The sequence below is a fragment of the Chryseomicrobium imtechense genome (assembly GCF_041475995.1).
Classification (GTDB): domain Bacteria; phylum Bacillota; class Bacilli; order Bacillales_A; family Planococcaceae; genus Chryseomicrobium; species Chryseomicrobium aureum.
The window spans coordinates 1-14,315 of record NZ_JBGOBM010000011.1 but is presented as its reverse complement, the minus strand read 5'-3'; the positions used below and the strand labels follow the sequence as shown (position 1 = coordinate 14,315).

Genomic DNA, 14,315 nt, shown 5'->3' with positions numbered 1-14,315 from the left:
TGTGGACTATTGCAGAGAGCCGGTGGTGCTGAAAACCGGTATAGCCCCTTGTATCGACATCCCCTCTGAGCGAAGGATGAACGTCATCGACTAGTAAGTCCTTCCGGATCACACCGTTAACTAGTGACACACGAGGCAGCGAAAGCTGTGAAGTAGGGTGGTACCATGAAGTCAAATTCATCCCTATGCAAGGAACATCTCTGTTCATTTGCATAGGGTTTTTTTATACCTAAAAAGGAGTGATACCAATGGTCATGCAGGCGGATAAACAGCAACTCAAACAACTTTCAGGTGCAGACGTGCTGATTGAACTGCTACACGAACAACAGGTTGAAATGATTTTCGGATACCCAGGAGGAGCTGTACTGCCGATTTATGACGCATTGTATCGCAACCCAATTCCTCATATTTTAGCGCGTCATGAACAAGGTGCTATACACGCAGCAGAAGGATATGCACGCGTAACTGGAAAACCGGGGGTAGTCATTGCTACATCGGGTCCTGGTGCAACAAATCTAGTAACAGGGATTGCAGATGCAATGATGGATTCATTGCCTCTCGTTATCTTTACTGGACAAGTAGCCAGCACGGTAATCGGGACAGACGCTTTTCAAGAAGCAGACATTATTGGTATTACGCAACCGATCACCAAACACAATTATCAATTAAAAGATGCAAAAGACCTTCCACGAATTGTGCGAGAAGCATTTCATATTGCTTCGACAGGACGACAGGGACCGGTATTAATTGATATCCCTAAAAATCTGGCAGCGAACGCGGCTCAGCAGCTCAACTGGCAAGTTGAACCGATTCATCTACCTGGATATCAACCGACGACTGAACCGAATTATTTACAAATTCAAAAAGTGGCTGAGGCGATCAATCAAGCGCAACGACCTTTGTTGTTGGTCGGAGCAGGAATTCTCGCTTCAAAAGCAACACAAGAAGTAGCGCAATTTCTCGAGCAAACAAAAATGCCAGTTGTTTCAACTTTACTAGGTTTGGGTGTAGTGGATGCCGACCATCCGCAGTTTCTAGGAATGGCTGGGATGCACGGCACGTACACAGCGAATATGGCGATACAAGAATGTGACTTGCTCATCAATATCGGTGCACGATTTGATGACCGTTTGACTGGCAACCTAGCAGAGTTTGCACCGAAAGCAACTGTAGTTCATGTAGATATCGATCCCGCTGAAATCGGCAAGAATGTACCTACGTCCATCCCAATTGTGGCGGATGCAAAAACGGCTCTATCGGAATTGGTGCAATTTACGTACAACCCGACTACAAGCTTTGATTGGCAAGAAGCACAGCAAATCAGTAAGCAGCACTATCCACTTCACTACAGAGAGGATGGATTAAAAGCGCAACATATTTTGCAAATCGCACGAAATGTTACACGTGGGGAAGCAATTGTAGCAACGGATGTCGGGCAGCATCAGATGTGGGCAGCTCAGTATTATGGCTTTTCAGCACCACATAAATGGATCACATCAGGAGGGCTCGGCACGATGGGCTTTGGATTCCCAGCAGCAATCGGTGCACAGCTCGCATTTCCAGATGAGAAAGTACTTGCTGTTGTAGGAGACGCGGGTTTTCAAATGACCTTACAAGAGTTGTCGCTTCTTCAAGAAAAGAGATTGCCGGTCAAAATCCTTATCTTAAACAATCAAAGTCTCGGAATGGTAAGGCAGTGGCAAACGTCCTTTTATGAAGAAAGGTTTTCTCAGAGCTTGATGCCTGTCCAGCCAGACTTTGTGAAGCTCGCAAACGCCTATGACATTCAAGGTGTAAAGCTTGAGACATTAGAAGAAGCCGAGCGATTGCTTCCAGAACTCTTGCTTTCGAATGAACCCGTATTAATTGATTGTAGAATCGAGCAACTAGAACCGGTGACTCCAATGGTAGCACCTGGAAAAGCATTGCATGAAATGATTGGAGTGAAGCCGTTTTGAGACGAATCATTACTGTCACTGTCCTGAATCAAAGCGGCGTATTGAACCGTGTGACAGGTTTGATGATGAAACGCCAATTCAATATTGAAAGTATGACAGTCGGCCATACTGAACAACCAACTATCTCGAAAATGACGTTTGTTGTCCATGTTGAAGATGCACAAAAACTTGAGCAGTTGTTGAAACAGCTGCAAAAACAAATTGATGTTTTAAAAGTACAGGATTTGACGGACCAAGTGCTGGTAGAACGCGAGCTCGCCTTGATCAAAGTCCAAGCAAGTGCCACCAAGCGACTAGAGCTCGCAACACTAATTGAACCTTTCCGAGCACAGATAATCGATGCTGGAAAACAAGTCGTAACGTATCAACTGACGGGACGCCCTGATAAGATTGATGCTTTTGTAGAACTTGTTAGGCCCTATGGAATTAAAGAATTAACACGAACAGGTGTGACGGCATTTACTCGTGAGCACCAAAAAGTACAGACACCAATTAAATTACTTACCTACTAGGAGGAATGGAAAATGACAAACATGTACTATAACCAAAGTATCAACGAACAGGTATTACAAGGAAAGACAGTGGCAATCATCGGATACGGATCACAAGGGCATGCACATGCGCGCAACCTTCAAGATAGTGGCTTCCAAGTAGTGGTGGGTGTTCGTCCTGGAAAGTCTTTTGATCAAGCAAAAGAAGATGGTCTGCAAGTCACAACAGTTGCACAAGCCGCTGAACAAGCGGATGTCATCATGGTCCTCCTTCCAGATGAGCGACAAAAAGCAGTATACGAGGCAGAAATTCAACCGCACCTAAAAGAAGGAAAAGCACTAGTTTTTGCACATGGGTTTAATGTTCACTTTGATCAAATTGTAGCTCCTGAAGGGGTAGATGTGTTCCTAGTGGCACCGAAAGGACCAGGCCACCTAGTGCGTAGAACCTATGAAGCAGGAGCAGGTGTTCCAGCACTGTTCGCAGTCCATCAAAACGCTACAGGGCAAGCGACAGAACTCGCACTGGCCTATGCAAAAGGAATTGGGAGTGCACGTGCTGGAGTGCTTGAAACGACGTTCAAAGAAGAAACGGAAACAGACCTTTTCGGGGAACAAGCCGTACTATGTGGGGGTCTAACTGCACTTGTAAAAGCTGGATTTGAAACACTTGTGGAAGCTGGGTATCAGCCAGAACTTGCTTATTTCGAAACAATGCATGAGTTAAAACTAATTGTAGACCTAATGTATGAAGGGGGTATGACAGGAATGCGCTACTCGATCTCAGACACGGCTGAGTGGGGAGATTTTGTATCGGGGCCTCGTGTAGTTGATGCAGATACAAAACAGCGTATGAAAGACATTTTGACAGATATCCAGCAAGGGAAATTTGCAAAAGAGTGGATTCAAGAAAATGAACAAAATCGACCGAATTATACACGAATCAAAGAAAGTGAAACTACACATCAGATCGAGGAGGTAGGTGCCAAGCTTCGTGAAATGATGCCGTTTGTGCAAGCAGCTAAACAACCGAAGAAGGAAGTGGTGACCAGTGGGCAAAATTGATATTTTCGACACAACATTACGAGACGGGGAGCAATCTGCTGGTATCAATCTAAACACGGCAGAAAAAGTAGAGATAGCACGTCAATTGGAGCGGTTTGGAGTCGCAGTCATTGAAGCAGGTTTTCCTGCTTCATCCCACGGGGACTTTGAAGCAGTGAAGCAAATTGCTCAAACTGTGAAAAACTCTACTGTGACAGGTTTAGCACGCGCAGTTCAATCCGATATTTTGACATCTTTTGAGGCGTTGAAGTACGGAGAGCAACCTCATCTACACACGTTTATCGCGACTTCACCAATCCATATGGAATACAAGTTGAAAAAAACGCCGGACCAAGTAGTTGAAATTGCAGTCGAGTCCGTAAAGCTTGCGAAAAAATATTTCCCGCTCGTACAGTGGTCAGCAGAAGATGCCACACGTTCGAATAAAGAATTTCTTGCACGCATCATCACCGAGGTTATAAAAGCTGGTGCAACAACGATTAATATACCGGATACAGTTGGCTATGCCACGCCTTCAGAATACGGGGCATTGTTCCACTACCTTCGTGAAACAGTTCCAGGAATCGAAAAGGTGAAACTGTCAGCCCATTGTCACGATGATTTGGGACTTGCAGTAGCGAATTCACTGGCTGCCATCGAGAACGGGGCAACTCAAATCGAAGGGACGATCAACGGAATCGGAGAACGCGCTGGAAATGCAGCACTTGAAGAAATTGCTGTGGCTCTAAAAATTCGCGGAGACTATTATCAAACGGAATCCGGAATTGTATTAAAAGAAACGAAACGCACGAGTCAGCTGGTGAGTCAATTGACAGGTGTAATTATCCAACCGAATAAAGCGGTTGTTGGAAAAAATGCATTTGCGCACGAGTCTGGGATTCATCAAGACGGCATGCTGAAAAATCCAGAGACATACGAAATTATCACGCCTGCAATGATTGGGGAAGTATCTACAGAACTGGTGCTTGGCAAACATTCTGGCCGACATGCTTTCATCAGCAGAGCAAAACAAATGGGCTTTGAATTGACGAACGAAAATTATGCAAAAGCATTTGTCGCATTCAAAGATCTTGCAGATCGTAAAAAGGAAATAACTGAAGAGGATTTATTTGTACTCTTAACAGATCAACAAGTACAAGCAGAGGATGTTCCTGTCTATGTGTTGGAAAGCGTTCAAGTGCAATACGGTACTTCTAATATTCCGACGGCAACAGCGCGTGTAACGAGCCCGACTGGAGAAGTTGTAACGGTTTCTGATACTGGAGCAGGTTCTGTAGAAGCGATTTTCAATACACTTGAAAAAGTGGTTTCTGGGACCGTTCGCGTACTTGACTATCGTGTCACATCGGTGTCAAAAGGGCGAGATGCTCTGGGTGAAGCTGTCGTGAAACTACGTTTTGATGACAGAGACACCATTGGACGAAATGCTTCCCAAGATGTATTAGAAGCAAGTGCTAAAGCGTATTTAAATGCTATCAACCGTCAATTGCAACAAACATTAGTCGCCACAGTTTAACTATAGGAGGAATGAATATGAAGAAACGAATCGCTGTATTACCAGGGGACGGTATTGGTCCAGAAGTCACGCAAGCGGCTGTCGACGTAGTGAAGGCTACAGCCAAACGGTTTCATCATGAATTTGAATTCCACTATGCAGCAATTGGAGGAGCCGCTTATGATGCGGTAGGTGAGCCCCTTCCGGATCAGACGATTGAAGTATGTGCTGCATCAGATGCAGTACTTTTAGGGTCCGTAGGCGGTCCAAAGTGGGATCAGGTAGCTCCTGAAGTTCGACCGGAAAAAGGATTATTAGCCCTTCGTAAACAGTTTAATCTCTATGCAAACTTAAGACCTGTCAAAGCGCATGAAGCGCTTCAAGAAGCTTCTCCTTTAAAACCTGAAATTGTAGAGGGCACAGATTTTGTAATCGTTCGTGAACTGACTGGAGGGCTTTACTTCTCTGAACCTCGTAAAAAGACAAAAGACTCAGCGGTCGATACGCTCGTTTACACAAGAAAAGAGATTGAGAGGATTGTTGAGACAGCGTTTCAATTGGCACGTAGCCGTAACGGAAAATTGACATCTGTTGATAAAGCAAATGTACTCGCTTCAAGTAAGCTTTGGCGAGAAATAGTAGAAGAAATGCGCACAGGTTACCCGGACGTTACGGTTGAGCACATGTTAGTAGACGCCGCAGCGATGCAATTAATCAAAGAACCATCTTCATTTGATGTCATTGTGACTGAAAATCTGTTTGGTGATATTTTAAGTGATGAAGCTTCTATGATTACAGGCTCTCTCGGTATGCTTCCTTCCGCTAGTGTACGTGACGATTCCTTTGGTGTGTATGAGCCGATTCACGGTTCCGCACCAGATATTGCTGGACAAGGAAAAGCAAACCCTGCCGGAGCGATTCTATCTGCAGCGATGCTTTTGAAGCAGTCGTTTGGACTGACAGCAGAAGCTCAGGCGATTGAAGATGCTGTAGAACGTGTGTTGAAAGACGGATACACAACAGCGGATTTAAAAGGAGGAAGAGTTCTTTCAACAGAGCAATGGACAGCAAAAGTGATAGAAGAATTGGACAGTGAATCTGTCTCAGATAGCATTTGTTTTTCGTACATTTCAGGATAACTGGGGGCACTTTATATGGCAAAAACAATTATCGAAAAAATTTGGGACACCCATATCGTAGTCGAAGAGCAAGGAAAACCAGATCTTCTCTATATCGATTTGCACCTGATCCACGAAGTGACATCTCCTCAAGCGTTTGAGGGACTTCGTATGGCCGGAAGATCAGTTCGACGACCAGATCTCTGTTTTGCGACAATGGATCATAATGTGCCGACTATCAATCGTCAACAGATTACTGATGTAGTTGCTAAAAAACAAATGACAACGCTCGAGAAAAATTGCGAGGAATTTGGAATCCAACTGGCAAACATGGATCATCCCGATCAGGGAATTGTGCATATTATTGGTCCTGAACTCGGGTTGACACAACCGGGGAAAACCATTGTCTGTGGTGATTCTCATACATCTACTCATGGTGCGTTCGGCGCTCTTGCCTTTGGAATTGGAACGAGTGAAGTGGAGCACGTTTTATCCACTCAAACACTTTGGCAGGCAAAACCTAAAACGATGGAAGTGCGTGTCACAGGAGAACTTGGATTTGGTGTGACAGCAAAAGATGTGATTTTAGCGATTATCGCAAAGTTTGGTATCGATATGGGAACGGGCCATGTCATTGAATATACAGGTGAAGCAATTCGGAACATGACGATGGAAGAACGTATGACGATTTGCAATATGTCGATTGAAGCAGGAGCAAAAGCTGGTCTAATCTCACCTGATGCTACTACTATCGAATTCCTTCGTGGCAGACGGTATGCACCTCAAGAAAACTTTGAACAATTCGCTGCAGAATGGTTATCACTAGCTAGCGACAAAGAAGCAAGTTATGACACGGTACATGTGATTGACGCGAAAGAAATCTCGCCATTTGTAACGTGGGGAACCAATCCAGCGATGGGGGCGGGCATTCAACACACAATCCCAACACTTGCGGATTGTCCAACAGAAGCGGACAAAGTGGCGTTACAACAAGCTTTAAATTATATGGGCCTTGAACAAGGTCAAGCGCTTCAAGACATTGCCATTCAACATGTTTTCATTGGTTCATGCACCAATGCGCGTCTCAGTGATCTGGTGGAAGCGGCAAAAGTAGTGGAAGGACGACAAGTGGCGAAAGGTGTGAGAGCTCTAATTGTTCCGGGCTCCCAAACAACGAAAAAACAGGCCGAAGAGCTTGGCTTAGACAAGGTTTTCTTAGATGCAGGTTTTGAATGGCGAGAATCAGGATGCTCCATGTGTTTAGCAATGAATGATGACAGTGTACCTGCAGGTGAGCGATGTGCTTCTACAAGTAATCGAAACTTTGAAGGCAGGCAAGGTGCTGGGTCCCGCACACATTTAATGAGTCCAGCAATGGCTGCCGCTGCTGCCATCGAAGGAAAATTAACGGATGTCCGGAAGTATGAAATGGCATTTGTCTAAAAGGAGAGAGATGTATGAAGCCTATTCAATTAATCGCGAGTATCGTCACACCGCTAAATAAAAAGAATGTCGACACGGACCAAATCATCTCGAAAGAATTCTTAAAGCGAATCGAACGAACAGGATTTGGAAAGTACTTGTTTTATCACTGGCGGTATCAAGAAGATGGAGCAGAGAATCCAAGTTTTGTATTGAATGATCCAACATACAGTGATTCTAGAATTCTTGTTGCTCATGAGAATTTTGGTTGTGGGTCTTCACGAGAACATGCGCCATGGGCCATTGGTGATTATGGTTTCCGAGTCGTTATTGCGCCAAGCTTTGCAGATATTTTCTACAACAACTGTATGAAGAATGGTATTTTACCGATTCGTTTACCGGTAGCAGAAGTGGAAGAAATTTTAGCAAAACCGTATTACACTTTGACAGTCGATCTACCCAATCAACAATTGTTAGGGACAGATGGTGTCATGTATAATTTTTCAATCGATCCCTACCAAAAAAAGATGTTACTCAATGGCTGGGATGAGATTTCCCTCACTTTCCAGTACGAGAAGCAAATTAAGGAATACGAAGCGAAACACTTTAAGATGACTGCCATTTGATGGTAGTCATTTTTTCTTGAGTGAAACCTACAGAATTATTGGATAATTAGGCGGATTACGTGTACAATCTTCACAAGTCATCTTTTTTAATTCTTTCAAGAAAAAGAAGGGATTTTGAAGAAGATGTCGAAATAAGTAGTATAGCAATTATAAAGGAGGAGTTTTCATGCTAAACTTTAACATCCGTGGAGAAAATATCGAGGTAACTCCTGCAATTCGAGAATATGTGGAAACAAAAATCGAAAAAATTGATCGCTACTTTAATGAAGAGCTGAATTCTACAGCCAATGTAAACCTAAAAGTTTACAACGACAAACAGACGAAAGTGGAAGTCACAATTCCTATGAAAAATCTAACTCTTCGTGCGGAAGAGCGTCATACAGATATGTATGCAGCGATTGATTTAATTGTAGATAAATTAGAGCGCCAGATTCGCAAACACAAAACAAAAGTAAATCGTAAATTCCGTGAGCGTGAAGGTGTAGGCAGTTATTTTGCTACTACTGAGGGTGCTTTAGCTCCAGAACCTGAAACGGCAGAAGAAGACTACACAATCGTACGTACGAAAACGTTTGACTTAAAGCCGATGGATCAAGAAGAAGCAATCCTTCAAATGAACATGCTTGGTCACAACTTCTTTATCTTTACGGATGCAGAATCAAATGGCACAAATATTGTGTATAAACGTAAAGATGGGAAATACGGATTGATCGAGACAAACTAATTCAGTAAAGCTTCTGCCTCGGCAGGAGCTTTTTTTATGCAAACCGGTAGCTTCGCTTGATGAAGCTTTTCAAAAAGTGGTAAAATGAAAGATAAGTCTGAAATAGGAAGTGACCTTCATGTTAGGTGTATTGAATAAAGTGTTTGATCCAAACAAACGCGAAATTAAAAAACTTGAAAAAATTGCTGATTCTGTTGAAGCGCTAGCTTCTCAAATGGAATCGTTATCCGATGATCAATTAAAAGCCAAGACAACTGAATTTAAAGAGCGTTATACAAACGGCGAAACAATCGATAAATTATTGCCGGAAGCATTTGCAGTAGTTCGTGAAGCTTCTAGACGTGTGTTAAATATGTATCCATTCCGCGTACAAATCATGGGTGCTGCTGCTCTTAATGATGGCAACATTTCCGAAATGAAGACAGGGGAAGGGAAAACATTAACGTCTACAATGTCTGTTTACTTAAATGCTTTGACAGGCAAAGGTGTGCACGTTGTAACGGTCAATGAATATTTAGCAAGTCGTGATGCAGAAGAAATGGGTAAACTGTATAATTTCTTAGGGTTAACAGTTGGTTTAAATACAAATGCATTAACAAAAGCAGAAAAGCGTGAGGCTTATTTAGCAGACATCACGTACTCAACAAATAATGAATTAGGGTTCGACTACTTACGCGACAATATGGTCCTTTATAAAGAAGAGAAAGTACAGCGTCCGCTTCACTATGCTGTAATCGATGAAGTCGATTCTATTTTGATCGATGAAGCGCGTACACCACTTATCATTTCAGGACAAGCATCGAAAGCGGCCTTGCTGTACAAACAAGCCAATGCAGTCGTCCGCCTTCTTCGCAATGAAGAAGATTATAGTTATGATGAATCGACAAAGGGTGTAGTATTAACCGATACAGGTGTTGAAAAGGTCGAAAAATCTTTCGGGATCGACAATCTATTTGATTTGACGCATGTACGATTAAACCACGCTGTGAACCAGTCTCTAAAAGCGCATGTCTCTATGCATAAAGATGTGGATTACGTTGTTCAAGAAGACGAGGTTGTTATTGTTGACTCCTTCACCGGACGTTTGATGAAAGGTCGTCGTTACTCAGATGGTCTTCACCAAGCAATCGAAGCTAAAGAAGGCTTAGATATTCAAAATGAATCGATGACGATGGCAACAATCACGTTCCAGAACTTCTTCCGTATGTATGAGAAGCTATCAGGTATGACAGGTACAGCGAAAACAGAAGAAGAAGAGTTCCGTAACATTTACAATATGGACGTTGTTGTTATTCCTACAAATAAACCGATTATTCGTGACGATCGAGCGGATTTGATCTATGCGTCTACAAAAGGGAAGTTTGAAGCAGCTGCAGCAGATATTGCTGAAAAACACAAAAATGGCCAACCAGTTTTGATTGGTACAGTTGCAATTGAAACGTCAGAGATCATCTCTGCTCTTTTAACAAAACATAAAATTCCGCATAATATCTTGAATGCTAAAAACCATGAAAGTGAAGCGCAAATTATTGCCGATGCCGGTAAAAAAGGTGCAGTAACGATTGCTACGAACATGGCAGGTCGTGGTACGGATATTAAATTAGGTGAAGGTGTATTAGAAACTGGCGGTCTTGCAGTAATCGGAACGGAGCGTCATGAATCACGACGTATTGATAACCAATTACGTGGACGATCTGGTCGTCAAGGTGACCCTGGAGTTACACAATTCTACTTGTCATTAGAAGATGAATTGATGCGACGATTCGGTTCGGACAATATGAAATCAATGATGACTCGCTTAGGACTAGATGATACGCAACCTATTCAGTCAAAAATGGTATCGCGTGCAGTAGAATCCGCTCAAAAGCGTGTGGAAGGAAATAACTTCGATGCACGTAAGCGATTGTTACAATACGACGATGTCCTTCGTCAACAACGTGAAATCATTTACAAAGAGCGAAATGAAGTGCTCGAAACAGATAACATGCGTGCACTCGTTGAGAAAATGATTGAAGAAGTCATCGATCGTACTGTGGATGTGCACACGACTGCAGAACAGCCTGCAGAGTGGAACTTAAAAGCCATGACAGATTATATTAAAGCGACTTTATTACCTGAAGAATCTGAAGCAGAATTGAATTTTGAAGGAAAAGATCGCGAACAGATTCGTGAAGAGCTAAAACAGCTGATTACAGCAGAATACAATGGAAAAGAAGAACGCTTTACGGAAGAACGTATGCGTGAGTTCGAGAAAGTTATTTTACTTCGTTCGATTGATACAAAATGGATTGATCATATCGATGCGATGGATCAGTTGCGACAAGGGATTCATTTACGTGCTTATGGACAAACGGATCCGCTTCGTGAATACCAAAATGAAGGATTTGCCATGTTTGAAACGATGGTTGCCTCAGTTTCAGAAGATGTTGCGAAGTACGCAATGAAAGCAGAAATCCAACAAAATCTTGAGCGTGAAGAAGTAGCAAAAGGGCAAGCTGTTAATCCCAAAGATGATGGCAAGCCAGTCAAAAAACAACCCATCAAAAAAGACGCAGAAGTCGGACGTAACGAACCATGTCCATGTGGAAGCGGAAAAAAATATAAAAACTGTCACGGTGCAGTTAGCTAATTAGCGGAGGAATTACCATGATTGAATTATCAGCAGCACGCGCAGAGCTCGAACGCTCAACGCAAAAAATCCAAGACTTTAGGGGGTCTCTTTGACTTAGAAAACAAAGAGGCACGCATTCAAGAGCTGGATGAACTTATGACGTTCCCAGACTTCTGGGATGACGCACAAAATGCGCAAAAAACAATCAATGAATTGAATGGATTAAAAGCAATTGTTGACCAATACAATACGTTAGTAGACGATCAAGAAAATCTTGAAATGACAGTGGAACTGTTAAAAGAAGAACCGGACGAGGACTTGCATGCAGATCTTGAGAGTAGTTTAAAAGAGCATCAAACAGCACTTGCAAACTTTGAGCTCCAAATGCTACTTAGCGAAGAACATGATAAAAATAATGCGATTTTAGAACTTCACCCAGGAGCAGGTGGAACGGAGTCACAAGACTGGGGTTCTATGCTATTGCGCATGTATCAACGGTGGGCAGACAAACGAGGATTCAAAGTGGAGACACTTGATTATTTACCTGGAGACGAAGCGGGAATCAAGTCCGTAACTCTTCTCATTAAAGGACATAATGCTTATGGCTATTTAAAAGCGGAAAAAGGTGTACATCGTCTCGTGCGTATTTCACCCTTTGATTCTTCAGGTCGCCGTCATACCTCATTCGTTTCCGTAGATGTGATGCCAGAATTCAATGAAGAAATTGAAATCGACATTCGAACGGAAGATTTAAAAATTGATACGTACCGTGCAAGTGGAGCAGGTGGACAGCATATCAATACGACAGACTCGGCTGTTCGTATCACGCACTTACCAACAAACACAGTCGTTACATGCCAAACGGAGCGCTCCCAGATTAAAAACCGTGAACATGCAATGAAGATGTTGAAGTCGAAATTGTATCAATTGCGGATTGAAGAACAAGAAGCAGAACTTGCTGCTATCCGTGGTGAACAAAAAGAAATTGGATGGGGTTCTCAGATTCGCTCGTACGTATTCCATCCGTATTCAATGGTCAAAGATCACCGAACAAATGAAGAAAGTGGAAATGTTCATGCCGTTATAGATGGAGAACTGGACAACTTTATTCACGCATATCTTCGATCAAAAATCCAATAACGCATTCTCATCCACTATGGTATACTCTACCGTAGTGGATTTTTACGAGTTGAGAAGGGTTAGCTGAGTGTGAAAGGCGAAGTGCTTATATGAAGGAAAGAAAACCTAGAAAAGAAGAAACGCCAATCGTCCGAGAAATCCGGGATTATATTTTTATTATTATTGGAGCAGCCATTGTAGCGGTTGGATTCAATGTATTTCTCTTACCAAACCAGATTGCATCGGGTGGGGTAAGTGGTATCAGTACGATTCTCTACTCTTTATTTGGATGGCAGCCAGGGATTGTACAATACGCATTCAACATTCCATTGTTTATTGCGGGTGTAATCATTCTTGGTAGAAACTTTGGAGTGAAATCATTTGTCGGAACTATCACTTTGCCAGCAGTGGTACTTGCTACTTCAAGTTGGGATGCTTGGACTATGAATCCTCTCCTTGGTGCCTTATTTGGTGGAATTGCTGTCGGTACAGGACTTGGCCTTGTCTTTAGAGGAAATGCTTCGACTGGTGGGACGGATTTGGCAGCTCAGATTATCACGAAATACACAGGCCTGTCGTTAGGTACCAGTGTCCTTCTCATTGATGGATTGATTGTTATTTCAGCAGCAGTGGTATTTGATATTGAACGGGCTCTTTATGCTCTGATTGGTCTTTTCACAACTACCAAAACAATTGATATTATACAACTCGGGTTCAGCCAATCGAAAATGGTGCATATCATAACGTCTGAAGAACAAGCTATGAAGGAAGCCATTTATCAACAAGTCAATCGTGGTGTCACAAAGATGACCGGGATTGGTGGTTATACGGAAGAACCACGTCCCATCTTAATGGTGGTTGTGTATCAAACAGAATTTACAAAGCTGAAACAAGTCGTAAGAACTGTAGATCCGAAAGCGTTTGTGATTGTTTCGGATGCATATGAAGTTCTTGGTGAGGGTTTTAAACGGTATTAACTTTGGTATACTATAGGAAAAGAGAAAAGGAGTGTTTTGGATGAAAAAATTGCTTCTTAGTTTGACAATTACTTCTGCATTTTTACTTGCTGCTTGTGGAGGAGATTCAACAGAAGAATCTGCACCTACGGATTCTGGGAATGTAGCAGATGTAGATGCTGAGGCTGTAGTGAATCAGCGTTGTATTAGTTGTCACGGTAACAATCTTGAAGGACAAGGAAACTTCCCAGCTCTTAATGATGTTGGATCACGATTAAGTGAAGCTGAAATCTTAACAGTTATTCTTGAAGGTAAAGGCGCGATGCCAGGTGGAATTATTGAAGGTGCTGAAGCGGAAGCAGTAGCAGCTTGGTTAGCGGAAATGAAATAGTATTAGATGTGGAGAACGCCACTCTAGAAACTCCGAGGAAATCAGACGTGCCCGTGAAGGCGTTTTTCAGCCTTTGCGGGTGCGGCTGATTCCGGGTAAGCGTCAAATAGTGAACACGTTGTTTCTTATTAAAGAAAATGCCGGTCAAAATCAGAAGTTGATTTTGACCGGCATTTTTCTATTTCTTTGATTGGATATAACAGTTCGTTGGTAAATTTTTCGACCACGGCATCAAATCTTCGAAGGATTCGAGTTTCTCTAGATCACGCTGTGGAAGTTCTTCGAAAAGAAGTTGCAGGTAGAAGAAAGGATTGAGCCCATTTTCTTTGGCAGTCTCGA

Annotated in this window: 13 protein-coding genes and 1 other annotated feature (1 of these 14 running past the window's edge); of the genes, 12 read left to right on the top strand and 1 reads right to left on the bottom strand. The window is 42.7% G+C overall.

The window, feature by feature from the left end; genetic code table 11:
• Positions 1 to 188, top strand: a binding site (T-box leader); it begins 30 nt to the left of the window's first position.
• A 60-nt stretch (positions 189 to 248) separates the two neighbouring features.
• From ilvB to cccB, 12 genes are all read left to right on the top strand, one after another.
• On the top strand, positions 249 to 1,958 hold the full coding sequence (gene ilvB, locus AB5N96_RS10615; RefSeq protein ID WP_499705481.1) for a biosynthetic-type acetolactate synthase large subunit: 1,710 nt from the start codon (positions 249 to 251) through the stop codon (positions 1,956 to 1,958).
• The gene (ilvN, locus tag AB5N96_RS10610) at positions 1,955 to 2,470 is read left to right on the top strand and encodes an acetolactate synthase small subunit (protein WP_204588845.1); all 516 of its coding nucleotides are present in this window, start codon (positions 1,955 to 1,957) and stop codon (positions 2,468 to 2,470) included. The genes ilvB and ilvN overlap by 4 nt, the downstream gene beginning before the upstream one ends.
• Positions 2,471 to 2,482: 12 nt before the next feature.
• Positions 2,483 to 3,514 (top strand): ketol-acid reductoisomerase, encoded by a 1,032-nt coding sequence (gene ilvC / locus AB5N96_RS10605; protein ID WP_204588846.1) that lies wholly within the window; start codon positions 2,483 to 2,485, stop codon positions 3,512 to 3,514.
• A complete protein-coding gene (locus AB5N96_RS10600) occupies positions 3,501 to 5,030 on the top strand; it encodes a 2-isopropylmalate synthase (RefSeq protein ID WP_392456021.1) in 1,530 nt (509 codons plus the stop codon). The genes ilvC and AB5N96_RS10600 overlap by 14 nt, the downstream gene beginning before the upstream one ends.
• Positions 5,031 to 5,047: 17 nt before the next feature.
• A complete protein-coding gene (gene leuB, locus AB5N96_RS10595) occupies positions 5,048 to 6,148 on the top strand; it encodes a 3-isopropylmalate dehydrogenase (RefSeq protein ID WP_499705480.1) in 1,101 nt (366 codons plus the stop codon).
• Positions 6,149 to 6,163: 15 nt separating this feature from the next.
• On the top strand, positions 6,164 to 7,570 hold the full coding sequence (gene leuC, locus AB5N96_RS10590) for a 3-isopropylmalate dehydratase large subunit (protein ID WP_204588849.1): 1,407 nt from the start codon (positions 6,164 to 6,166) through the stop codon (positions 7,568 to 7,570).
• A gap of 14 nt (positions 7,571 to 7,584) precedes the next feature.
• On the top strand, positions 7,585 to 8,175 hold the full coding sequence (leuD, locus tag AB5N96_RS10585) for a 3-isopropylmalate dehydratase small subunit (protein ID WP_204588850.1): 591 nt from the start codon (positions 7,585 to 7,587) through the stop codon (positions 8,173 to 8,175).
• A gap of 166 nt (positions 8,176 to 8,341) precedes the next feature.
• Positions 8,342 to 8,899 (top strand): ribosome hibernation-promoting factor, HPF/YfiA family, encoded by a 558-nt coding sequence (gene hpf / locus AB5N96_RS10580; protein ID WP_204588851.1) that lies wholly within the window; start codon positions 8,342 to 8,344, stop codon positions 8,897 to 8,899.
• 118 nt (positions 8,900 to 9,017) lie between these two features.
• A complete protein-coding gene (secA, locus tag AB5N96_RS10575) occupies positions 9,018 to 11,528 on the top strand; it encodes a preprotein translocase subunit SecA (protein WP_204588852.1) in 2,511 nt (836 codons plus the stop codon).
• A 20-nt stretch (positions 11,529 to 11,548) separates the two neighbouring features.
• Positions 11,549 to 12,650, top strand: a protein-coding gene (gene prfB / locus AB5N96_RS10570; RefSeq protein WP_204589357.1) for a peptide chain release factor 2 whose coding sequence is annotated in 2 segments (ribosomal slippage) — positions 11,549 to 11,620 and positions 11,622 to 12,650 — 1,101 coding nt in all. Because the reading frame shifts where the segments join, the coding sequence is not laid out codon by codon here.
• Between the two features lie 89 nt (positions 12,651 to 12,739).
• Positions 12,740 to 13,606, top strand: a complete 867-nt coding sequence (locus tag AB5N96_RS10565; protein ID WP_204588853.1) for a YitT family protein — start codon at positions 12,740 to 12,742, stop codon at positions 13,604 to 13,606.
• Positions 13,607 to 13,646: 40 nt separating this feature from the next.
• Positions 13,647 to 13,976 carry a cytochrome c551 gene (gene cccB, locus AB5N96_RS10560; RefSeq protein WP_392456023.1) on the top strand — a complete coding sequence of 110 codons (330 nt, stop codon included), beginning with the start codon at positions 13,647 to 13,649 and terminating at the stop codon, positions 13,974 to 13,976.
• Positions 13,977 to 14,154: 178 nt separating this feature from the next.
• Here the strand turns inward: cccB and AB5N96_RS10555 are convergent.
• The coding region (locus AB5N96_RS10555) for a transposase domain-containing protein (protein ID WP_499705511.1) at positions 14,155 to 14,315 on the bottom strand (161 nt) is incomplete at its 5' end.

What these genes read in the sequence shown, in the direction of transcription:
- hpf (WP_204588851.1), top strand. Translation starts at nt 8,342, where the DNA reads ATGCTAAACTTTAACATCCGTGGAGAAAATATCGAGGTAACTCCTGCA.
- ilvC (WP_204588846.1), top strand. Translation starts at nt 2,483, where the DNA reads ATGACAAACATGTACTATAACCAAAGTATCAACGAACAGGTATTACAA.
- leuB (WP_499705480.1), top strand. Translation starts at nt 5,048, where the DNA reads ATGAAGAAACGAATCGCTGTATTACCAGGGGACGGTATTGGTCCAGAA.
- secA (WP_204588852.1), top strand. Translation starts at nt 9,018, where the DNA reads ATGTTAGGTGTATTGAATAAAGTGTTTGATCCAAACAAACGCGAAATT.
- AB5N96_RS10565 (WP_204588853.1), top strand. Translation starts at nt 12,740, where the DNA reads ATGAAGGAAAGAAAACCTAGAAAAGAAGAAACGCCAATCGTCCGAGAA.
- leuC (WP_204588849.1), top strand. Translation starts at nt 6,164, where the DNA reads ATGGCAAAAACAATTATCGAAAAAATTTGGGACACCCATATCGTAGTC.
- leuD (WP_204588850.1), top strand. Translation starts at nt 7,585, where the DNA reads ATGAAGCCTATTCAATTAATCGCGAGTATCGTCACACCGCTAAATAAA.
- cccB (WP_392456023.1), top strand. Translation starts at nt 13,647, where the DNA reads ATGAAAAAATTGCTTCTTAGTTTGACAATTACTTCTGCATTTTTACTT.
- ilvB (WP_499705481.1), top strand. Translation starts at nt 249, where the DNA reads ATGGTCATGCAGGCGGATAAACAGCAACTCAAACAACTTTCAGGTGCA.